Source organism: Empedobacter brevis (assembly GCF_965118635.1).
In the GTDB taxonomy this organism is placed as follows: Bacteria; Bacteroidota; Bacteroidia; order Flavobacteriales; family Weeksellaceae; genus Empedobacter; species Empedobacter brevis_A.
In genome coordinates, this window is sequence record NZ_CBCPHV010000007.1 from 55,522 (window position 1) to 76,634 (window position 21,113).

A 21,113-nucleotide genomic window follows, 5' to 3' on the forward strand; every position below is an offset into this window, starting at 1 on the left:
CTAAATTATTTGAACTATGTTCCTCGAAAATACCTTTAATCATAACAAAAAAAGTGGGTGGATAGAAGTCATCTGTGGCTCAATGTTTTCTGGTAAAACCGAAGAACTTATACGCCGCCTAAAACGAGCTGAATTTGCCAAACAGCGTGTCGAAATTTTCAAACCTACTGTAGATACACGCTATGCAGACCGCGAAGTCGTTTCGCATAATCAAAATTCTATTAATTCGACTCCTGTCGAATATTCTTCTGCAATTTTACTTTTAGCTGATGATTGCGATGTTGTCGGAATTGATGAAGCACAATTCTTTGATGAAGGAATTGTAGATGTTGCAAATGAACTGGCAAATCAAGGAAAACGTGTTATTGTCGCTGGTTTAGATATGGATTTCAAAGGTCGTCCTTTTGGTCCAATGCCAAACTTATTGGCAACAGCCGAATATATCACAAAAGTACATGCTATTTGTGTTCGAACAGGAAATTTGGCAAACTATTCGCATAGAAAAATTGATAGTGATCGCCTTGTCGAATTAGGTGAAACTTCAGAATACGAACCTTTAAGCCGAGTTGCTTTTTGGGAAGAACATAACAAACATAAAGTTGAAAACGTATAATCTAAATCAAATTTCGAGTATCATAAATGGTACTTTGATTGGAAATGGAGAAGAAATCATCAATCAAATTTTCTTTGATTCTCGTATGATTGTCAATCCAACTCACGGAATTTTTTTTGCCCTTCATGGCAATCAAAAAGATGGGCATTTATATTTACAAGATGCTTATCAAAGAGGAATTCGAAATTTTGTCGTTGAAAAAGCTTCTATAAATTTTCCAAATGCAAATTTTATCGAAGTTAAAAATCCTCTATTAGCTTTACAAAATTGGGCAAAAATTCATCGAAAACAATTTCATTTTCCTGTGATCGGAATTACAGGTTCTAATGGAAAAACAATTGTGAAAGAATGGTTGAATCAATTGTTATGGAAAAAATTTTCGATTGTTCGTAGTCCAAAAAGTTACAATTCACAATTTGGCGCTGCACTTTCTGTTTTGCAAATGCAAAATGAAAATAATCTGGGAATATTCGAAGCTGGAATTTCAATGCCGAATGAAATGCAAAATCTCGAAGAAATAATTCAACCAACAATTGGTGTGTTAACAAAAATTGGAGAAGCGCATTTAGAGAATTTCAAAAATCAAGATGAATTAATTCAGGAAAAACTGAAATTATTTTCGAATGTAGAAAAATTAGTTTTCAATATCGAGAATGAAAAAGTTCATCAAGCCATTCTTGAAAATCCACATTTAGCTAAAATTGATAAATTTACTTATGGTTATTCAGATTTGGCCACTGTACAAATCAAGCAAATCATAAGTAATCAAACAAATACACAAATTTCTATTTTACATAATCAAGAAGAATTTACTTATTCGATTCCATTTATCGATGATGCTTCTATTAAAAATAGTTTAATTTGTTTAACAACTTTAATTAGTTTAAACATTGATTATAAGAAACTTAAAAATGAATTTAGTCAACTTTTACCAATTGAAATGCGGTTGGAAATTAAAGAAGCGATTAATCATTCCATTTTAATCAATGATACGTTCAATTCTGATCTAAATTCTTTAAAAATTGGTTTAAATGTTCTTAATCAACAACCACGAGACAAAAAATCGTTGGTTTTGACAGATATTTTACAAAGTAACTTATCAGACGAAGATTTATATCATCAAGCAGCCAATTTAGTCAATCCTTATCGCTTTGATGAAATTGTTTTAATTGGAGAAAAAATTTCTCAGTTCAAAGATTTATTTCAATCCTATGTTCGTTCATTCAACTCGACAGAAGAATTCTTAGAACAATTCCGTCATCAAAATGTAGACAACGAAGCTATTTTATTAAAAGGATCTCGTCCATTCAAATTAGAAAAAATATCGAATGAACTTGAAACACGTTCCAATGATTCTGTTCTCGAAATTAATTTGCAACATCTAATCGAAAATATAAATGTGTATCGTTCTTTGCTAAAACCAACCACAAAATTGATGTGTATGGTAAAAGCTAATAGCTATGGTACAGGAAGTTTTGAAATTTCGAATACATTACAAAATAATGGCGTGGATTTCTTAGGTGTTGCAATTGCTGATGAAGGAAAAGAATTGCGTGAGGCAGGGATTACAATTCCTATCATTGTAATGAATCCTGAACAAAATAGTTATTCCACTGTTATCGATTACCAATTGGAGCCTGAGATTTATAGTTTGCGTGTATTGAAATTATTTATTCAGAAATTACAAGAAAAACAAATTTCTTCTCCTTATCCAATTCATCTGAAAATGGAAACGGGAATGAACCGTCTTGGTTTTCATGAAGAAGATTTCGAAGAATTGATTTCAATCTTAAAAGATAATTCTCATGTTTTTGTTCGTTCAATTTTTACGCACTTAGCAACTGCTGATATGGCAGAAGAGAAAGAATATACAAAATATCAATTGAATCGTTTTGACAATAGTTATGAAACTATTGCGAAAGCTTTAAAGATAAAACCAATAAAACATGCGTTAAATTCTCCTGGAATAGTCGCATACGGAGAACATCAATATGATATGGTTCGCTTAGGAATCGGAATGTACGGTTATTCTGAATATACAGATTTTATGGAAAAATATTTGAAACCTGTTGTGCGTTTCAAAACTGTAATTTCTCAAATTTCTGAAATTGAAAAAGGTGAAACGGTCAGTTATGGTCGTCGTTTTACGGCAGAACGTCGTACCAAAATAGCAACTTTACCCGTTGGTTATGCAGATGGAATTCGTCGTTCACTTGGTTTCGGAAAAGGTAAAGTAGGAATCAATGGTCATTTGGCTACAATAACTGGAACAATTTGTATGGATATGATGATGGTTGATGTAACTGATATTCCATGCAAAGAAGGTGATGAAGTTACTATTTTTGGGGATTTGCCAACAATCGCTGATGTAACTAAATGGTTGGGAACAATTCCTTATGAAGTTTTAACCTCCGTTTCTCAACGAATAAAACGTGTTTATTATAAAGAATAATATATGGAAAGAGTTACTGGAAAGTAACTCTTTTTTTGTGTTTTTAAAAAATTCAAAATGATTAAATTAATTAGATATATAGAAGAATTTAATAATTCTGATGACAGATTACATCATGAATATGAATTGGAAATATCAGTTGAACAAATTTTAACTGAATTAGATGATTTAATTTTAAACAAAGATGATTATCCAAATGAAATTTATGATCCGTATTTACTTACAAATCTTCAAGTAGAAAAACTAAAATCTTTTTTAAAACAAAAAAATTCCTTAAAACAAGATTTTCATAAATATTCATATTTCTTAAGTTGTTATGAAGAAAATAATATTGAAGAGTTAAACCTTTAACTTACTCAGTTTATATTCAAAATTACTATCTTTATTCCTCAATTTAGATCAATTTATGCGTAGTCTTTTTGCTTTTATTTTCTTTATTTCAACGATTTCTTTTGCACAAGAAACAAAGAATGATTCAACACGATTAAAAGTAGGAGTTGTATTAAGTGGTGGCGGAGCAAAAGGTTATGCACATGTTGGTGCTTTAAAGAAAATAGAAGAAGCCGGAATTAAGATTGATTACATCGGAGGAACAAGTATGGGTGCTATTATTGGTGGTTTATATGCTGCTGGATATACACCGGACGAACTTGAAAAAATTATGCATCAATTGGATATTTCATCTTTAATCACACAAAATAAAGATCGTGCTGAAATTCCATTCTTCGAAAAATCATACAAAGAAAAATACATCTTAGAATTGCCTTTTGATAATTTTAAATTAAGAATTCCCAATGCTATTTCAAAAGGACAAGGTCCGCTCGACTTATTAACTTATCTCTTGCGACCTGTTCACGATGTTGAAGACTTCAATAAATTAACAACTCCTTTTGTTTGTATCGGAACAAATCTTGAAACTGGAGAAGAAAAAGTTTTTCGTTCAGGATTTTTACCTCGTGTTATTTTAGCTTCAGGTGCTTATCCTACATTACTAGATCCTGTAACAATTGATGGCAAAATTTATGTAGATGGAGGTGTTGTGAACAATTTTCCAGTAAAAGAAGTAAAAGATATGGGCGCTGATATTATTATTGGTGTTGAACTTGGTGATGGTTTACAGAAACGTGATGAATTGAATTCGGCAATTGATATTCTAAGTCAGATAATGACAATGAGTATCGTTAAGAAAACGAATGAACAGAAAAAATTAGTAGACTTATTGATCAAACCTGAATTAAAAGAATATACGGTTACAAGTTTTGAAGAAGTAGACGCGATCTACAAAAGAGGGCTTGTAGCTTCTGAAAAAGTATTCGATCAATTGAAAGAAATTGCAAAAAAACAAAATGCAACGAACAAAAGTCGAAATGAAATAAAACTAGATGATTATGTTTTGGTAAAAGATATTGAAGTTGAAGGATTGAAGAATTACAATAAAAATTATATTGTTGGAAAACTAGGAATTCGCACACCCGAAATTATAAAATATGATGACTTAAAATCGGGAATTTCTAAATTGTATGCTTCTGGAAACTTTAATAATATCACTTATAAAATCTCTGAAATCAATGATGATGAAAATTTATTAACGTTAAAAGTTCAAGAGAATAAAACCAAACAATCAATACGTTTCGGCTTACATTATGATGATTTATTCAAAACTGGATTACTTTTAAACTTTACTTCTAAAAACTTATTTGTGAAAAACTCGGTACTTTCCACAGACATTATTGTTGGTGATTATGCACGTTATAACATCAATTTTTTCATTGATAATGGATATCTACCAAGTATTGGTTTCAACTCTTTTTCTCATTATTTTGATAAAGAAATCGATCTTCGAAATTTCTTCGAACAAGACAAACTTTATAAAAAAGTAAACTACAACTTCAGAGAATACATCAATCAATTGTACGTTCAGTCAACAATCAATGAAAAGTTTGCAATAGGAGTTGGATTAGAACATCAATACACAAAAGTATTTACAAATAATTTTATTGCTCCTAACGAAGAATTTCCAGCAAAATCTGAAGGGTATTATTGGAAAGGATATGGATATATAAAAGCAGATAATCGAAACAATGCTAATTTTGCAAGAAGTGGTTTTAAATTTGATGGTAGTTTTAAATATCTGTTTGATTCTAATATAGCTGGATTCGAAAATAACTATTTATTAGAATCGAGTTTAGAGGCAAATTTTCCGTTAAATAATTTCTTAAGTTACAGATTTACTGCTAACTTTGGAACCTTTTTCAATGATAATGTAACGATACCTCAGAAATTTTATTTAGGAGGTTATGTTGAACAAGATTTTTTCAATTATACAAAGTTTTATGGTCTTCCTTTTGGCTCTGCGATTGGCGACAATCAATTGCTTTTTGGCTCTCATATCCAAGCTCGAATTTTGAAAAATCATTACACAAGTTTATTTATGAATATTGCAAATATCACAGATAGATTTGAGCAGTTAAGTTTAACAGATTACAAATATCTTGGGTATGGTGTTACTTATGGTTACGATAGTCCTTTAGGACCTTTAAATTTCATCTGGAGTTATTCGCCTTACACAAAAAGAGGATTATTTAATTTAAGTTTAGGTTACTGGTTTTAGAACAATGATAGAATTATTTTACGAAACAGATTTTGAGTTAAAAGATGCTCAAACTTGGATAGATTGGATCGTAGAAAGTATGAAGAATGAAGGAAAAACAATAGAAGAATTAAACTATATTTTCTGTGATGACGAATACTTACTTCAAATTAATCGACAATATTTAGATCACGATTATTACACTGATGTTATTGGTTTCGATAATTCTGTTGAAGACAAATTAATGGGTGATATCTTTATTAGTATCGAAAGAATAAAAGATAATGCAGAACAAAATGGCGTTACTTTTGAAAACGAATTAGCTCGTGTTATTATTCACGGAATATTACATTTTGCTGGTTATATGGACAAAGAACCGGATGACAAAGAATTGATGACTGCTAAAGAAAATCAATATTTAGAAACATTTAGTAGCTATCTAAACCAATAATGTTCCACGTGGAACATTTATTATTTTTAACAAGAAAAATAAGTTTATAATCAAATGATATTTCAATCAGAATATGATGTAATTGTAGTTGGTGGTGGTCACGCAGGAGCAGAAGCTACAGCAGCCGCAGCCAATTTAGGAGCAAAAACGCTTCTTGTTACAATGAACTTACAAACAATCGGACAAATGTCTTGTAATCCTGCTATGGGAGGAATTGCAAAAGGACAAATCGTTCGTGAGATTGATGCTTTAGGTGGATACTCTGGTATCATCACCGATAAAACAATGATTCAATTTAAAATGTTGAATCAATCAAAAGGTCCAGCAATGTGGTCTCCACGTGCGCAATCAGATCGTATGCGCTTTGCAGAAGAATGGCGTTTATCATTAGAAAGAACAGAGAATGTCGATTTCTTCCAAGATATGGTCAAAAACTTAATCATTGAAAATGGTAAAGTTTGTGGCGTGATCACTGCAATGGGATTAGAAATACGTTCCAAAGCTGTTGTTTTAACAAATGGCACTTTCCTGAATGGTTTAATTCATATTGGTGAAAAACAATTTGGAGGTGGACGAATGGGAGAATCTGCTGCGTTCGGAATTACAGAACAATTAGTAGATTTAGGTTTCGAAGCTGGACGAATGAAAACTGGAACTCCTCCAAGAGTTGATGGACGTTCTATCGATTATGAGAAAATGGTTGAACAACCTGGTGACGAAAATCCTTCTAAATTTTCATACACAAATACACCAAAATTAACAAAACAACGCTCTTGTTGGATTACCTATACCAATCAAGAAGTTCATGATTTGTTACGCGAAGGTTTCGATCGTTCTCCAATGTTCAACGGAACAATTAAATCAACTGGACCAAGATATTGTCCATCGATAGAAGATAAAATCAATCGTTTTGCAGACAAAGATCGTCATCAGATTTTTGCAGAGCCGGAAGGTTGGCATACAATGGAATTCTACATAAATGGATTCTCAACATCATTACCAGATGATATCCAAGCAAGAGCCTTACGTTCGGTTCCTGGTTTTGAAAATGCGAAAATTTTACGTCCTGGTTATGCAATCGAATATGATTATTTTCCACCAACACAATTAAAACATACATTAGAAACAAAGTTGATTGACAACTTGTATTGTGCTGGACAAATAAATGGAACAACAGGTTACGAAGAAGCAGCTTCTCAAGGATTAATGGCTGGTATAAATGCTGTACTAAAAATTCAAGAAAAAGATCCTTTTATCTTGAATAGAAATGAAGCATATATTGGTGTTTTAATCGATGATTTGATTACAAAAGGAACAGAAGAACCTTATCGTATGTTTACTTCTCGTGCAGAATATCGTATCTTATTACGTCAAGATAATGCAGACGAACGTTTGACAAGAAAAAGTTTCGAACTTGGTTTAGCTTCAGAAGAACGTTTGAAAAGAATGGAAGAAAAATTTGACAAAGCAGAAAAATTAGTCAATTATTTTGAAGAAAATTCAATCAAACCACAAGAAATTAATGAGGTAATTGAAGAGAGAAACGGAACTCCTTTAAAACAACCAAACAAAATGATTTCTGTAATTTCTCGTCCAGAATTAAAACTTGCTGATTTCACAAAATTGAATCGTGTAAAAGAGTTTATAGAAACAAATGAATACGATCAAGAAGAATTAGAGCAAACAGAAATTCAAATAAAATACAAAGGTTACATCAAGAAAGAGCAACAAAATGCAGATAAATTGCATCGATTGGAAAATCTAAAAATTCCTGCAGATATCGATTATCATGTATTTGGTTCGATGTCGATAGAAGCTCGTCAAAAATTAACGAAAATAAAACCTGCTACGGTTGCTCAAGCATCAAGAATTAGTGGTGTATCACCAGCAGATATAAGTGTATTATTAATTTACATGGGAAGATAATATGGAAAATGTTCCACGTGAAACATCTCAAGAAAATCCTTCAAAAGAAGGATTTTCTGGTATTAAGAAATTAGCTTTAAAAGATTATTTCTTAACAAACGAAAACTTCAAATTATTTGAAGATTCTAAGACAGGAGTTTTATATACACTCCCCCAGCCTATCGAAAATTTAGGGAAATATTACGAAAGTAAAAATTACATTTCTCATACCGATGGTAAAAAATCAATTTTCGAACGTTTTTATCAAATGGCAAAATCAATCAATTTGAACAATAAACTAGAATTGATTAATAAAGTTGCTAATGGTAAAAAGATTTTAGATTATGGTTGTGGTGTTGGTGATTTCTTAGAACATTTACAAAAAAATGGTTACGATGTTCTAGGAATGGAACCGAATGATTCGGCAAGAAGAATTTCTCAATCAAAAGTTGGAATTGAAAAAGTTACTTCTACAGAATTAGAACAGAATAATGAAAAATATGATGTCATTACGTTGTGGCATGTGTTAGAACATATTCCAAATTTGAATGAAATCATCAATCAATTAAAAAATCATTTAACAGAAAATGGTCGGTTAATTATTGCCGTTCCAAATCACAAATCATATGATGCAGAATATTACGGAAAATATTGGGCCGCTTATGATGTACCAAGACATCTTTGGCATTTCTCTGCAAGTAGCATGAATAAATTTTTTAACAAGTTTGGTATGAAAATTGAATCTACTCATCCGATGAAATTAGATTCATTTTATGTGAGTCTTCTTTCAGAAAAATATAAAGGTAATAAGTTGGGTTTTATAAATGCAATTAGAGTTGGATTAAAGTCGAATGCTAAAGCAAAAAAAACAGGAGAATATTCTTCATTAATTTACGTGATTAAAGCGAATAATTAAAATAAGCTCATTACAGTTACTTTTGTTACATAAGATAAGCATTATGTCTTATTTTTTATTTAAATTTAATAGGGCTTATTTATAAAGGCCGTTTTTTGACTAAAATCATAAATAAAATAAATAGCTATGAAAAAAAGTATTTTATTATTTGGAATATGCGCTTCAGCATTTTTATCTTCTTGTGCTTCTACAACAGTTGCAAAACAAGAAATTCAAACTGGTAAAGAAGTTCGAGGAGCATGGACTTTAACAAATGTAGATTACCAAGGTTTAACAACTAACGAAGTTCAAGGTAATGTAAGAGTTACAGATGCCGTTGCAAATGTTTTTGATACTGCAAACCCTGAATGTTATGTTGGTTCTACATGGAACTTAGTTCAAAACAACAAAAAAGGAACATACACATTTAATAATGCTGGTGCAAGTTGTCCTTCTGGAACAGCAAATATTATTTGGGATTTACAACAAGATGGTTCTACAACATATTTTATTTTTAAAGATGTTACAGGAATCAAAGCAAAGCAAAATACTGCTGGATATAAAATGCGTGTAGATTATGTTGATACAAATTCTATGAAACTTGTACAAGATATCAATGCAAATGGAAAAATTGCTCAAGTTATTTATAACTTCGTTCGCTAATCAAATAATATAGAAACATAAAGAAATTATGAAAAAAATAAATACTAAAATAGCTGCTATCGTATTAGGAGGATCATTTATCATGTCTTCTTGTAATGCAGTACAAAATGCAAATAATACACAAAAAGGTGCTGGAATAGGTGTTGTAGCAGGAAGTGTGATTGGTGGAATTTTAGGAAATAATATCGGGAAAGGTGGTAATACTGCTTTAGGTGCTGTTATTGGTGCTGCTGTAGGTGGAGCTGCTGGAGGTGTTATTGGTAACAAAATGGATAAACAGGCTCAGAAAATCGAACAAGTTTTACCAGGTGCTGAAGTTGTAAGAACTGAAGAAGGGATTAACTTAATCTTAGATGAAAAATCTAGAGTTACTTTCGAATATAACAAAGCTTCATTAACTTCTACAGCAAAAACAAACTTAGATAAATTGGTCGAAGTTTTCAATGAATATCCAGATACAGATTTATTAATCGTTGGATACACTGATAATGTAGGTTCTCAAGGATACAATTTACCATTATCTGAAAAACGTGCACAATCAGTAAAAGATTATTTAGTATCAAAAGGAATTTCTTCATCTCGTTTAACTTCAAAAGGTAGAGGTATTGAAGAACCAATTGCAGACAATTCTACTGCAGAAGGACGTGCTCAAAACCGTCGTGTAGAGATTGCAATTACAGCAAATGCTAAAATGAAAGCTGACGCTGAAAAAGAAGCAAATCAAAAATAAAAATTCTATATAGCATAAAAAAATCGCTCAGTGAGCGATTTTTTTATGCTATAATTTTCTATAGTTTATTTAAAATTAACGATAAACCATTTATTATTTATCTTTTCTAAAGTAACTTGATAAGTTTTAGAAGATTGATCTTTTAAATTTGCTTGTATTTCTACCAAAACAACTTTTTCATCAGCATCTAATACTTTAGCATCATTAATAGTTGCTTGTTCTAAGTTTTTAATTCCTTCATCCGAAGAAAACTTTTGGAATGTATTCCATTCTCCACTTCTAGTTAAAGCAAAAGCTCCAGAATAGTTTTTCTTTGATAAATTCGTCATAAAACGATTTGATAACGATTTTACCATTCCTGCTTCTTTACTCACTTGAACAGGAACTTGTTCTACAACTAAAGAATCTACTGCTGCAACTCCAATTAAATCCATCGGAATTTTTACAGCTTTTCTATTTGTTAAATATCGTTCAGAATTCGGAATACGAATCAAAATATCCAAACGATCACTCTTTATTTTAGATGGATCTAACGAAGAATATTTAATATTAATTGTATTTTTTCTATACAAATCATTCGTAGAATTAGGATCGATTGTAGAACGAAAAGTATAAACAATATTACCTGAATTGAAAACTTCTATAGTTGCTGTAACCGCTTGATCCAATTGAATTTCTTCTCCTTGCAAATTATAGAAAAAAGGAGACATTGAAATTCCTGTATCATCTTGTTTTAGACTAAAATCGAAACGTTGTACATTAGATGTAGCTTCAGCAGGCTTTTCTTCTGTTTCTGTGATTCCAGGTTTTGGAATACCATTCACTAAAGGAACTTGATTTCTATTCCAAGTAAAATTATTCTGTAAAGCTACTTTTTCTGCAAGATCAAAAACTTCATCGACAGTTTTTCCATTCAACAAAGTACGAACAATTCCCCAACGAGCTTCATTGTCCATTGTTTGACTTGTGTTATACTCAAAAATAATTTGCAAAGCTTCCTTAAATTTATCTTGTTGCATAACTGGTAAAGCCTTCGAAATCTTGTCTACCGTTTCGCTAAAAGTTTGTGCAGAAGTAGAATCAATTTCAATGTTATCATTTTTACAACTGATAATCATTAAAGCAAAAGAAGCAATGATGAATAAACGTTTCATATAGTCTAGATTAAGTACGTTTTGAGTTAAAGTTTTATAAGCAGTAAATATACTAAATACTTGTGTTGGTAATTATTTTTTTTAACAAAAAAAACAGATTCTATTTCTAGAATCTGTTCTCTATATAAAACAATTAAAACTTGAAAAAATTTCTATATATCCATAGGAACTTCGATTAACATTAACTGAGAATCCTTAGAAACATGGAAGGAAAACTCATTTGTATCTTTTATTTCGATTGCATCTCTGCGTTCTAGTTTATTTCCTTCGAATTCAATTTCTCCTTCAACAACCATTAAGAAAACACCATTTCCTTCTTGTTGAACTTTATATATTTCTTGTTTATTTTCAGTATAATTTCCTAAAAAGATCCATGCATTTTGATAAATCCAAACTCCTTGATCTTCAGCATTTGGAGAAAGAACTTGATATAATTCGTTTTCTTTAGCCAAATCTCTAACAGAAATTTGTTGATAACGAGGCTCAACATTCATTTTATTTGGAATAATCCAAATCTGGAAAAAATGTCCTTCTTGATTTTCATAAGCATTCATTTCACTATGAAAAATACCAGTTCCTGCACTCATCACTTGTACATCTCCGGCTTCTATAGTAGAACCTGTTCCCATTGAATCTTGATGAGAGATTCCTCCTTTTATAGGAATTGTAATAATTTCCATATTATCGTGAGGATGTTTACCAAATCCCATTCCTCCTGTAATAATATCATCATTTACAACGCGCAACGCTCCAAAATGAATACGAGCAGGATCGTAATAATTTGCAAAACTATATGAATGTTTAGAGTTTAACCATCCGTGATTTGCTCCTCCTCTTGACTCAGATTTAAATATTTGATAATTCATAGTAATTAATTTTTATACAAAATTAGCCTACATAAAATAGTTGTAAATTGATATGTGATAAGTAATCAATATGTACACCAAGAGTAAAATGAAAGTTTTTTTAATTTATTAATTAAATGTTAAAATAATTTTATATTTTAGCATTCAGTTAACACATGACAGATATATATGCTATCAATTTCAGGCGAATCAACATTTAATGTGATACTTTGGATTATATTCCAAATCGTTCTTGTAATTATAGTTGCAGTTATTTTGTATAAGATTTACAAAAAACTTACAAAATGAAAAAAGGTTCCATAATTGTGGAACCTTTTTGTTTTATATAACCTAGATCTATTACTGATTATTTTTCCAAGCTATAATTTTATCACGAATAAATTCGGCTAATTTTACTTTGCTTTGATGTGTCCAGCCTGCAATATGCGGAGCTAAAACCACATTATCAGCTTCTATTAAATACTGAAATTCCTCTGGCAATTCGGAAGCTACTAATTTTTCAAAACTAGATTTTTCGAATTCTAAAACATCCAAAGCAGCACCTAAAACTTTGCCGGTTTTCATTGCTTCAACCAAATCTTTTGTAACAACAGATTTTCCTCGAGCAGTATTTACAAAATAAAATGGTTTTTTGAAACTAGAAATAAATTCTGCATTAATCATTTGCATCGTTTCTGGTGTTTGCGGCGTATGCAAACTCACAACATCCGCTTGGTCAAAAAATTCAGTTAATGAAACTTGCGTTGCAAATTCATTTCCTTTGTTAGGCAAAATATCGTAACAAATTACATTAACATCAAACCCTTGCAAACGCTTCGCAAAAGCATTTCCCATATTTCCGTAACCAATAATTCCGACTGTTTTTCCTTTTAATTCATCACCACGATTTTCCTCGCGTTTCCAAATTCCGTTTCGCACTTCATTATCAGCTCTTCTTAAATGATGCATCAACATCAACAACATTCCAATTGCATGTTCTCCAACAGAATCTCGGTTTCCTTCAGGAGAATTGAATAAAACAATATTATGATCTGCTGCAAACTCTTCATCAATATTTTCTAAACCTGCCCCTACTCTACCAATAAACTTTAAATTAGTTGCTTTAGCTAAAAAATTTTTATCAATTGGAAATCTACTTCTTACAATCATTCCGTCGTATTCATCAATTTTTTCTTCGATGATTTCTCTTGGCGAAGTATAATCTTCATCAACAATAAAACCCGCTTCACAAAGTCCATTGTTTAGACATTCGTGATTAGAATCGATTGCTAAAATTTTATAAGGTTTATTCATTGCAAAACTTTTAGTCAAAGTTACAACGAATGCAGCAATTAATAAGAAATAAGGAAACTAAAATGGTTACAAACAAAACGTTTATAACTAGGTTAATAACATTTTAATTGATTGAAAATATGTGATTTACAATGTTAATTAAACGAATAAAAATGTGTTTAAAAAATGATTTTTAAAGCATTTGGTAATACTTTAACTTTTACTTGAAGTGAATTGGTTGTATGAATTTCGCCATCAAGTTGATAAGTGATTGGATTATTATCCAAACTTTCAATTTTGAATTTCTTTACTTTTTGATATCTAGCTTTATTCATAAAATCAATCTTTTTAGCTAAAACCAATACTGAAAAATAAAATTGTTCAAAAAAGTCTAAATCTTCTATCATCAATAAATCCAATTCTCCATCAGACAAATCTGCATTTGGCGTAAAAGAAATTCCATAACCAGCAATGTTAGAATTAGAACAGAAAAGATAATAGAAATTATTCTCGATAATCGCATCATCTATATAAATACGAAATAATTTCGCTTTATAATTCAACAATGTTTTAATAGATGCATCAACATAGCCTGTAAGAGTTCTTTTTTGATTTTCTTCGTACATTTTAATCACTTCTGCATCTATTCCAAAACCAAGATTACTGAAAAAGTACTTGTCTTCTACTCTACCTACATCAATAGTATGTTCAGCATTCGTTTTAATAATGTCGATTGCTTTGTTAATATCTTTCGGAATATTGAGATTAGAAGCTAATCCATTTCCTGAACCAGCTGGAATAATTCCTAAACGGATATTTTTTTTAACCAAAGCACTTGCCACTTCATTGATTGTTCCATCGCCACCGCATGCAACAATTACATCTGATTTTTCTGCAATCGCTTCTTCAACCAATTTTTTTGCATGAAATTGATAAGCTGTTTCTTTCAAAACAATTTCGTCTGAAGAATCAAATTTTGATTTTAAAAAATCGAGAGAAATATCATGTTTAGCATTTCCAGAATTTGGATTAACAATGAAAGTGTACTTCATTTTTTGGGATTTGAAATTTATCAAAAGACAAAAATAAGAAAACTAAAAGAATCAATCTATTTAACCTTATTTTTTGAAGAAAAACTATCAAAAACTTTCTAACTTTGTAGTATGAAAATTAAAGAAATTCAAAACGAAATAGTAGACGAATTCTCATTTTTTGATGATTGGGAGCAACGTTACGAATATTTAATCGAATTAGGAAAAAGCTTAAAATCTTTGCCTGAAGAAGCAAAAACAGATGATAAAATTATAAAAGGTTGTCAATCTTCTGTTTGGTTAGATGCCGAATCGGATGGAAATACAATTGAATTTAAAGCTGATTCAAACGCTATTTTACCAAAAGGAATCGCTGCATTATTGGTAAGAATGTACAATAATCAAACACCAAAAGATATTTTAGAATCGGATACAGATTTTATAAATGAAATTGGTTTATCAGAATTTTTATCACCAACTCGTGCAAACGGATTATTGGCTATGATTAAGCAATTCAAATTTTACGCAATTGCATTTCAATCAAAACAAAATAATAGTTAGACACACTATCTAATCAACCTTATCTAATGAACGACTTTCTAGGCCAAGCTTTTATTTTTCTTTTTTCCGCAGTAATCTGTGTTCCTATTTCCAAAAAATTAGGAATGGGATCTGTTTTAGGTTATTTAATCGCTGGAGTTTTAATTGGTCCATATGTTTTCAAATTTGTTGGAAAAGATGGAACAGATATTATGCATGCAACAGAATTTGGTGTCGTAATGATGCTTTTCTTAGTTGGATTGGAACTTGATCCAAAAGAATTCTGGAAGATGAAAAATAAAATTATCAATCTGGGTGGAATGCAAATTTTGGGTACAATACTTATTGCAACATTGGTTGGAATGTTTGCCCTTAAAATGGATTTTTCTTTGGCTTTTTCTATAGCTCTTGCAATAACAATGTCTTCTACAGCCATTATTATGCAAACACTTAGCGAAAAAGGATTAACAAAAACAAGTATCGGAAAATCAACATTTTCAGTATTGTTGTTTCAAGATATTATGGTTATTCCTATTTTAGCAATCATTCCTTTATTAGTTGGAGATTCATTAATCCAATCAATCGGAGATGATTCTAAAAGCTTATTAGTTGGTGGTCCAGCATTCATGAAAACTTTAGTAATTGTTGGTGCTATTACATTTATTTATATCATTGGGAGATACATTATTACACCTTATTTTAAATATGTCGGACAATTACAAGTTCGTGAAATCTACACTGCTTCTGCCCTACTTTTAGTTGTTGGAGTTTCAGTTTTAATGCAAAAAGTTGGAATTTCTCCGGCTTTAGGTGCATTTATCGCAGGAGTTGTTTTAGCGAATAATGAATATAAACATCAATTAGAAAGTGATATTGAACCTTTTAAATCTTTGTTATTAGGGATCTTTTTTATCGCCGTTGGATCAACGATTAACTTCAAATTAATTATTGAAAAACCGTTGATTATTCTTGGATTAACATTTGGAATAATGTTAATAAAATCATTAGTACTTTGGTTTATCGGAATCAAACACAAATTCGATTTTAATCAAAAATGGTTATTCATTATACTGTTATCACAAGTAGGAGAATTCGCTTTCGTAATCTTTTCATTAACCCGAAATTTGGGCATTCTAAGTAAAGAATGGTACGATTTCATGTTGGCAACAACAGCAATTACAATGGTGATTACACCTTTACTTTTAGTCTTAAATGAGAAATTAATACTAAAATATTTTGGCGTAAAAACAAAAGCAAAAACCATTATTGAAAATGATAAAATAAACCCAAATTCTGCTGATGGTGAAATAATTATCGCTGGTTTTGGAGATTTTGGAAATACAATAAGTCGTGTTTTAAAAAGTACTGGAATAAAATCTATAGTTTTAGATAATGATAGCGAACGAGTAGAAAAAATGCGCAAGCAAGGTTTCAATGTTTTCTATGGTGATGCGACAAATGTAAATTTATTAAAATCCGCAGGAGCAGAACATGCAAAATATTTTGTTGCTGCTTTAGATCCGCCAGAAATTAATCAAAAACTGGTTTATATTGTTCGTAAAAATTTTCCAAATCTTGATATTATTGTTCGTGCAAAAAATAGAAGTTATGCTTATAATTATTTAAAAGAAGGATTTGATGAAGTTTATCGTGAAAACTTTTTCTCTTCAGTTTACGTTGGTAGACAAATCTTGATGAAATATGGTTTTTCACATGAAGAAGCATCTAAAATTGGTGAAATATTTATAAAAAGTGACCGCAAATCTTTACGAAAAATTGCAAAACATGCCGAAAATTCGGATCAATATTTTGAAGCTTCAAAACAAGAATTTGATAAACAAATGAAAATGGTTGCAAAAGAAATGAACAATAGAAATAATGGAGAAAAATAATCATAAAAAACTATTGGTTTTACGCTTTTCAGCTTTGGGCGATGTTACAATGATTGCGCCTGTGTTGCAGGAATTCATTGAACAAAATCCCAATGTAGAAGTATATGTTGCTTCGCGTCCTTTTATGGGAAATATTTTCAAAGAATTTCCTCAAATAAAATTTATTTCGGTTGATTTCAACAAAGATTACAACACCTTTTTTAGCTTATTCAAATTATATAAGGAATTAAAAAAATATAATTTTGATTATGTTGCAGATCTACATAATGTTATCCGATCAAAAGTTATCACAACTTTATTCAAATTAAGCGGAACGAAAACAGCAACTTTAGATAAAGGAAGAGCTGAAAAGAAAGCATTGGTTAATCAACAAAATCGTGTTTTTAAGCAATTGAAATTAACTACTGAACGCTATGCTGATGTTTTGCGCGAACTTGGTTTTAAAATTCATTTAAAACATAAAATAGAGCCAAAAACTTGTAAAGAACCGAAATCAATCGGGATTGCTCCTTATGCAGCATTTACAAGTAAAATGTATCCAATCGAAAAAATGAAAATCGTAGCTAAAAAATTAGCCGAAAATGGTTACAAAGTTTATTTATTTGGTGGAGGAAAAGTTGAAATTGATGAATTAAAAACATGGGAAAATTTTAATCCGAATATTAAATCTTTAGCTGGAACAATTTCTTTTCAAGAAGAATTACAAGTTATCTCTAAATTAGAAGCGATGATTTCTATGGATAGCGCAAATATGCATTTGGCTTCGTTAATGGGAACGCGAACTATTTCTATTTGGGGCGGAACACATCCTTTTGCTGGTTTTTTGGGTTATGGACAATCAATGGATGATGTGATACAAGACGAAACGATGAAAATTCGTCCTACTTCTATCTTCGGGAAAGATCCGAAAGGTTTTGAGAATTATGATTATTTTCAAAATCTAAGTGCAGAAGATGTTTATCAACAAATCGTCAATAAACTAAAAAAATAGAATAAAAAAATCCGATTAAGTAAAACTTAATCGGATTTATATTTTAATGAGTTTGTTCTTGATTTATCAATTGACTTTCTATCTTTTGATCTATTTCTTTAAAGAACCCAAAACCTTTTAGAATAATGACTAATCCAAAGATTAGAAGACAAATCCCTACTCCTTTTCGTACAAGAAATACTTTTTGATCTGTAAAGCGTTTTTGAAGTTTTCCAGCTAAAAATATTTTACCTAAATCTATCGCAAAATATGTTGTGAGCACAACGCTCATATAAAGCATAAAATCACTTGGTTTAGGATATTGAATCATAATTGAAGAAACTATCACAAACCAAAAAACAATTACGCCTATATTCATCAAATTCATGATAAATCCGTTGATGAATGTTCTTAAGTAATTGTTACTGACAAATCCTGCTTCGCTTTCTATATGTAACTTTGGCTTAGAGAAATACATAAAAATCCCATAAATCAAGACAAAGAATCCTGCAATAATATAAATACGATAAAAATTAGGATGATTTGTTACATAGTCCGTAAAATCTTTACTTCCATAGTAAGCTGCTGCAATGCATAAAATATCTGCTGCTATAACTCCTAAATCTAATACTACAGCTGTTTTCCAACTTCTACGTAGACTTGTCTCTATTAGTAAAAAAAATACAGGTCCAATAAGAATTGTACTTAACAAAAAACCTATTAGTATGGCCGAAAATATTATTTCCATAACTTAATTAAGGTCTGCAAGATAAGTTTAAATTATGAAATTTAAGCATCAACTAATTCAAAATCTAATTGCTTCTTGATTAAATCAGCATTTAAAACTTTGATTTTAACGGGACTTCCTAATTGATATTTAACACGTGTACGTTTTCCAACTAAAGCATGATTTTTTTCGTCAAATACAAAATGATCGCTTTTCATCGCACGAGAACGAATTAAACCTTCGCAACGCGTTTCTGGAATTTCAACAAAAATTCCATAATCTTGTACGCCTGTAATAAAAGCTTCGAACGTTTGTCCAACAAATTGCTCCATGTATTTTACTTGCATGTATTTAATCGATTCACGTTCAGCTTCTGCAGCAATTTTTTCTCGAGATGAACAATGTTTTGCTTTATCCTCATAAACTGCAGCTGCAGGAGATTTTTTACCATCTAAATAATCTTGTAACAAACGATGAGCAATCATATCTGGATAACGACGAATTGGCGATGTAAAATGTGTATAATAACCAAATGCCAAACCATAATGTCCGATATTTTCTGTTGTATACTTTGCTTTCGCCATTGTTCGCATAGCTAAGGTTTCAACCATATTTTCTTCTGGTTTTCCTTTTACTTCTGCTAACAATTTGTTCATAGAATTAATCGTTGTTTTACGATCTCCTATTTCTAATTCGTAACCAAATTGACGAATAAAATTCTTAAGATCTAATAATTTATCTGGATTTGGATCATCGTGAACACGATAAATGTAAGTATTCGCATTCTCTTTTCCATGCTTATCTAAACTGATGAATTCTGAAACTTTTCGGTTACATAATAACATGAATTCTTCAATCAATTTATTCGAATCTTTCGAAATTTTGAAGAAAATACCTTGTGGATTATGTTCTTGATCTAAATCGAATTTTACTTCGACTTTATCAAAATCAACAGCTCCATATTTCATACGTTTTCCACGCATTGTTTTCGCTAAACGGTCTAAAGTTAGAATTTCATCCTTGAAATCTCCATCTTTTCCTTCTATAATTTCTTGTGCTTCTTCGTATGTAAAACGTCTGTCAGAATGTGTTACAGTTCTACCAAACCATGTTTTTACAATCTTGGCATTATCATCCATTTCAAATACACCAGAAAATGTATATTTATCTTCGTTTGGACGTAAAGAACAAGCTACATTCGACAATACTTCTGGTAACATTGGTACTACTCTATCTACTAAATAAACAGAAGTTGCACGTTTGTAAGCTTCTTGTTCAATTAACGAACCTGGACGAACATAGTGCGTAACATCAGCAATGTGAACACCTATTTCCCAGTTTCCATTTTCTAATTTTCTGATTGATAATGCATCATCAAAATCTTTCGCATCTTTCGGATCGATTGTAAATGTTGTCACATTTCGCATATCTTTACGGCGAGCTGCTTCTGCTTCATCTATCGATGTATCTAATTGATTTGCCTCTTCTTCAACTTCATCTGGAAATTGAGCTGGTAAATCATATTCCAACAAAATTGCATGAATTTCAACATCTGTATCATCTGGGCTACCCAAAACTTGAGTAACTTCTCCAAATGGAGAATTGGATCCTTCTGGCCAATTTGTTAATCGAACGACAACTTTTTCACCAGATTGAGCATTATTTATTTTTTCTTTTGGAATAAAGAAATCGTGATTACCATTTTGCATCGCTACAAAACCAAAATTTCCGTTTTTTCCTAATTCGAAAATCCCAGTAAATTCAGTTTTATTACGTTCGATGATTTCTACAATTTCTCCTTCTGCTCTTGATTGATTTGCATGTTTTCTTGGATAAACATATACACGAACAGTATCGCCCATTAAAGAATTTCGTGTTTTTCCTTTTTTTACAAAAACATCTTGCTCTAAACCATCAATCATGATATAAGCACTTCCTGAAGATGTTAAATCTGCAATACCAACCATATAATCATTGGTTGCATTGATTTTATATTTTCCTCTTTCTACTTCGGAAATCTTTTTATCAGCTAGTAAAACATTCAAATTCTTAATCAATAATTCTGTATCAATTCGATTTGTTAAGTTTAAAGCTGCTGCTATTTGTTTATAATTTAAAGGCTTATTTGGATTTTGAAATAAAACTTCGATGATAGACTTCGTAAACTTTGTTATGTTTTTGTCTTTTTTCGCCTTTGTATTTTTAAAATTTCTTCTTGGCATAATTTTTTTTCTGTAAAATCTCTTTTTTTATTTTTGAGATTTATTATAAATAGTTAATAAATAAACATCTTATTTTATTGATTTTAAATTATATAATCAATAATTATTGATAAGATGTTAATAAACAACATAACCACTGC

General features: G+C 30.6%; 18 protein-coding genes. 12 read left to right on the plus strand and 6 right to left on the minus strand.

Going from position 1 to position 21,113, the window contains the following annotated elements; genetic code table 11:
• Positions 1–16: 16 nt before the first annotated feature.
• The 9 genes from ACMHJW_RS10720 to ACMHJW_RS10760 all read left to right on the plus strand — a co-directional run bounded on the left by ACMHJW_RS10720 (position 17) and on the right by ACMHJW_RS10760 (position 10,299).
• Positions 17–613 carry a thymidine kinase gene (locus tag ACMHJW_RS10720; protein ID WP_413533406.1) on the plus strand — a complete coding sequence of 199 codons (597 nt, stop codon included), beginning with the start codon at positions 17–19 and terminating at the stop codon, positions 611–613.
• Positions 600–3,065, plus strand: coding sequence for a bifunctional UDP-N-acetylmuramoyl-tripeptide:D-alanyl-D-alanine ligase/alanine racemase (locus ACMHJW_RS10725; RefSeq protein ID WP_413533407.1), 2,466 nt, complete (start codon positions 600–602; stop codon positions 3,063–3,065). Before ACMHJW_RS10720 ends, ACMHJW_RS10725 begins: the two co-directional genes overlap by 14 nt.
• Positions 3,066–3,122: 57 nt before the next feature.
• Complete coding sequence (locus ACMHJW_RS10730) at positions 3,123–3,416, plus strand: hypothetical protein (RefSeq protein ID WP_413533408.1); 294 nt, start codon at positions 3,123–3,125, stop codon at positions 3,414–3,416.
• A gap of 55 nt (positions 3,417–3,471) precedes the next feature.
• Positions 3,472–5,676 (plus strand): patatin-like phospholipase family protein, encoded by a 2,205-nt coding sequence (locus tag ACMHJW_RS10735; RefSeq protein WP_413533409.1) that lies wholly within the window; start codon positions 3,472–3,474, stop codon positions 5,674–5,676.
• 4 nt (positions 5,677–5,680) lie between these two features.
• Positions 5,681–6,106, plus strand: coding sequence for an rRNA maturation RNase YbeY (gene ybeY / locus ACMHJW_RS10740; RefSeq protein ID WP_413533410.1), 426 nt, complete (start codon positions 5,681–5,683; stop codon positions 6,104–6,106).
• A gap of 54 nt (positions 6,107–6,160) precedes the next feature.
• Positions 6,161–8,032, plus strand: coding sequence for a tRNA uridine-5-carboxymethylaminomethyl(34) synthesis enzyme MnmG (mnmG, locus tag ACMHJW_RS10745; RefSeq protein ID WP_413533411.1), 1,872 nt, complete (start codon positions 6,161–6,163; stop codon positions 8,030–8,032).
• 1 nt (position 8,033) lies between these two features.
• Positions 8,034–8,927, plus strand: a complete 894-nt coding sequence (locus ACMHJW_RS10750) for a class I SAM-dependent methyltransferase (RefSeq protein ID WP_413533412.1) — start codon at positions 8,034–8,036, stop codon at positions 8,925–8,927.
• Between the two features lie 126 nt (positions 8,928–9,053).
• Complete coding sequence (locus ACMHJW_RS10755) at positions 9,054–9,569, plus strand: hypothetical protein (protein ID WP_413533413.1); 516 nt, start codon at positions 9,054–9,056, stop codon at positions 9,567–9,569.
• A 28-nt stretch (positions 9,570–9,597) separates the two neighbouring features.
• Positions 9,598–10,299, plus strand: coding sequence for an OmpA family protein (locus ACMHJW_RS10760; protein ID WP_413533414.1), 702 nt, complete (start codon positions 9,598–9,600; stop codon positions 10,297–10,299).
• A gap of 65 nt (positions 10,300–10,364) precedes the next feature.
• Here the strand turns inward: ACMHJW_RS10760 and ACMHJW_RS10765 are convergent, their stop codons facing one another.
• From ACMHJW_RS10765 to ACMHJW_RS10780, 4 genes are all read right to left on the minus strand, one after another.
• On the minus strand, positions 10,365–11,453 hold the full coding sequence (locus ACMHJW_RS10765) for a hypothetical protein (protein WP_413533415.1): 1,089 nt from the start codon (positions 11,451–11,453) through the stop codon (positions 10,365–10,367).
• Positions 11,454–11,605: 152 nt separating this feature from the next.
• A complete protein-coding gene (locus tag ACMHJW_RS10770; protein WP_413533416.1) occupies positions 11,606–12,319 on the minus strand; it encodes a pirin family protein in 714 nt (237 codons plus the stop codon).
• A gap of 339 nt (positions 12,320–12,658) precedes the next feature.
• Positions 12,659–13,612 carry a 2-hydroxyacid dehydrogenase gene (locus ACMHJW_RS10775; protein ID WP_413533417.1) on the minus strand — a complete coding sequence of 318 codons (954 nt, stop codon included), beginning with the start codon at positions 13,610–13,612 and terminating at the stop codon, positions 12,659–12,661.
• A 158-nt stretch (positions 13,613–13,770) separates the two neighbouring features.
• The gene (locus tag ACMHJW_RS10780; RefSeq protein WP_413533418.1) at positions 13,771–14,643 is read right to left on the minus strand and encodes a diacylglycerol/lipid kinase family protein; all 873 of its coding nucleotides are present in this window, start codon (positions 14,641–14,643) and stop codon (positions 13,771–13,773) included.
• 111 nt (positions 14,644–14,754) lie between these two features.
• Here ACMHJW_RS10780 and ACMHJW_RS10785 point away from each other — a divergent pair, with 111 nt between their 5' ends.
• From ACMHJW_RS10785 to ACMHJW_RS10795, 3 genes are read left to right on the plus strand one after another with little or no spacing between them, the layout of a single operon-like run.
• Entirely contained in the window at positions 14,755–15,183 is a 429-nt protein-coding gene (locus ACMHJW_RS10785; RefSeq protein ID WP_413533419.1) for a SufE family protein, read from the plus strand.
• Between the two features lie 26 nt (positions 15,184–15,209).
• Positions 15,210–17,054 (plus strand): monovalent cation:proton antiporter-2 (CPA2) family protein, encoded by a 1,845-nt coding sequence (locus ACMHJW_RS10790; protein WP_413533420.1) that lies wholly within the window; start codon positions 15,210–15,212, stop codon positions 17,052–17,054.
• The gene (locus ACMHJW_RS10795) at positions 17,041–18,045 is read left to right on the plus strand and encodes a glycosyltransferase family 9 protein (RefSeq protein ID WP_413533421.1); all 1,005 of its coding nucleotides are present in this window, start codon (positions 17,041–17,043) and stop codon (positions 18,043–18,045) included. The genes ACMHJW_RS10790 and ACMHJW_RS10795 overlap by 14 nt, the downstream gene beginning before the upstream one ends.
• Before the next feature lie 43 nt (positions 18,046–18,088).
• Here the strand turns inward: ACMHJW_RS10795 and ACMHJW_RS10800 are convergent, their stop codons facing one another.
• Positions 18,089–18,736, minus strand: coding sequence for a LysE family translocator (locus tag ACMHJW_RS10800; RefSeq protein WP_413533422.1), 648 nt, complete (start codon positions 18,734–18,736; stop codon positions 18,089–18,091).
• Positions 18,737–18,813: 77 nt separating this feature from the next.
• Positions 18,814–20,973: a ribonuclease R gene (gene rnr, locus ACMHJW_RS10805; protein WP_413533423.1), complete on the minus strand. Its 2,160-nt coding sequence runs from the start codon at positions 20,971–20,973 to the stop codon at positions 18,814–18,816.
• Between the last annotated feature and the right edge of the window lie 140 nt (positions 20,974–21,113).

What these genes read in the sequence shown, in the direction of transcription:
- ACMHJW_RS10720 (WP_413533406.1), top strand. Translation starts at nt 17, where the DNA reads ATGTTCCTCGAAAATACCTTTAATCATAACAAAAAAAGTGGGTGGATA.
- ACMHJW_RS10730 (WP_413533408.1), top strand. Translation starts at nt 3,123, where the DNA reads ATGATTAAATTAATTAGATATATAGAAGAATTTAATAATTCTGATGAC.
- ACMHJW_RS10735 (WP_413533409.1), top strand. Translation starts at nt 3,472, where the DNA reads ATGCGTAGTCTTTTTGCTTTTATTTTCTTTATTTCAACGATTTCTTTT.
- ybeY (WP_413533410.1), top strand. Translation starts at nt 5,681, where the DNA reads ATGATAGAATTATTTTACGAAACAGATTTTGAGTTAAAAGATGCTCAA.
- mnmG (WP_413533411.1), top strand. Translation starts at nt 6,161, where the DNA reads ATGATATTTCAATCAGAATATGATGTAATTGTAGTTGGTGGTGGTCAC.
- ACMHJW_RS10750 (WP_413533412.1), top strand. Translation starts at nt 8,034, where the DNA reads ATGGAAAATGTTCCACGTGAAACATCTCAAGAAAATCCTTCAAAAGAA.
- ACMHJW_RS10755 (WP_413533413.1), top strand. Translation starts at nt 9,054, where the DNA reads ATGAAAAAAAGTATTTTATTATTTGGAATATGCGCTTCAGCATTTTTA.
- ACMHJW_RS10760 (WP_413533414.1), top strand. Translation starts at nt 9,598, where the DNA reads ATGAAAAAAATAAATACTAAAATAGCTGCTATCGTATTAGGAGGATCA.
- ACMHJW_RS10765 (WP_413533415.1), bottom strand. Translation starts at nt 11,453, where the DNA reads ATGAAACGTTTATTCATCATTGCTTCTTTTGCTTTAATGATTATCAGT.
- ACMHJW_RS10770 (WP_413533416.1), bottom strand. Translation starts at nt 12,319, where the DNA reads ATGAATTATCAAATATTTAAATCTGAGTCAAGAGGAGGAGCAAATCAC.
- ACMHJW_RS10775 (WP_413533417.1), bottom strand. Translation starts at nt 13,612, where the DNA reads ATGAATAAACCTTATAAAATTTTAGCAATCGATTCTAATCACGAATGT.
- ACMHJW_RS10780 (WP_413533418.1), bottom strand. Translation starts at nt 14,643, where the DNA reads ATGAAGTACACTTTCATTGTTAATCCAAATTCTGGAAATGCTAAACAT.
- ACMHJW_RS10785 (WP_413533419.1), top strand. Translation starts at nt 14,755, where the DNA reads ATGAAAATTAAAGAAATTCAAAACGAAATAGTAGACGAATTCTCATTT.
- ACMHJW_RS10790 (WP_413533420.1), top strand. Translation starts at nt 15,210, where the DNA reads ATGAACGACTTTCTAGGCCAAGCTTTTATTTTTCTTTTTTCCGCAGTA.
- ACMHJW_RS10795 (WP_413533421.1), top strand. Translation starts at nt 17,041, where the DNA reads ATGGAGAAAAATAATCATAAAAAACTATTGGTTTTACGCTTTTCAGCT.
- rnr (WP_413533423.1), bottom strand. Translation starts at nt 20,973, where the DNA reads ATGCCAAGAAGAAATTTTAAAAATACAAAGGCGAAAAAAGACAAAAAC.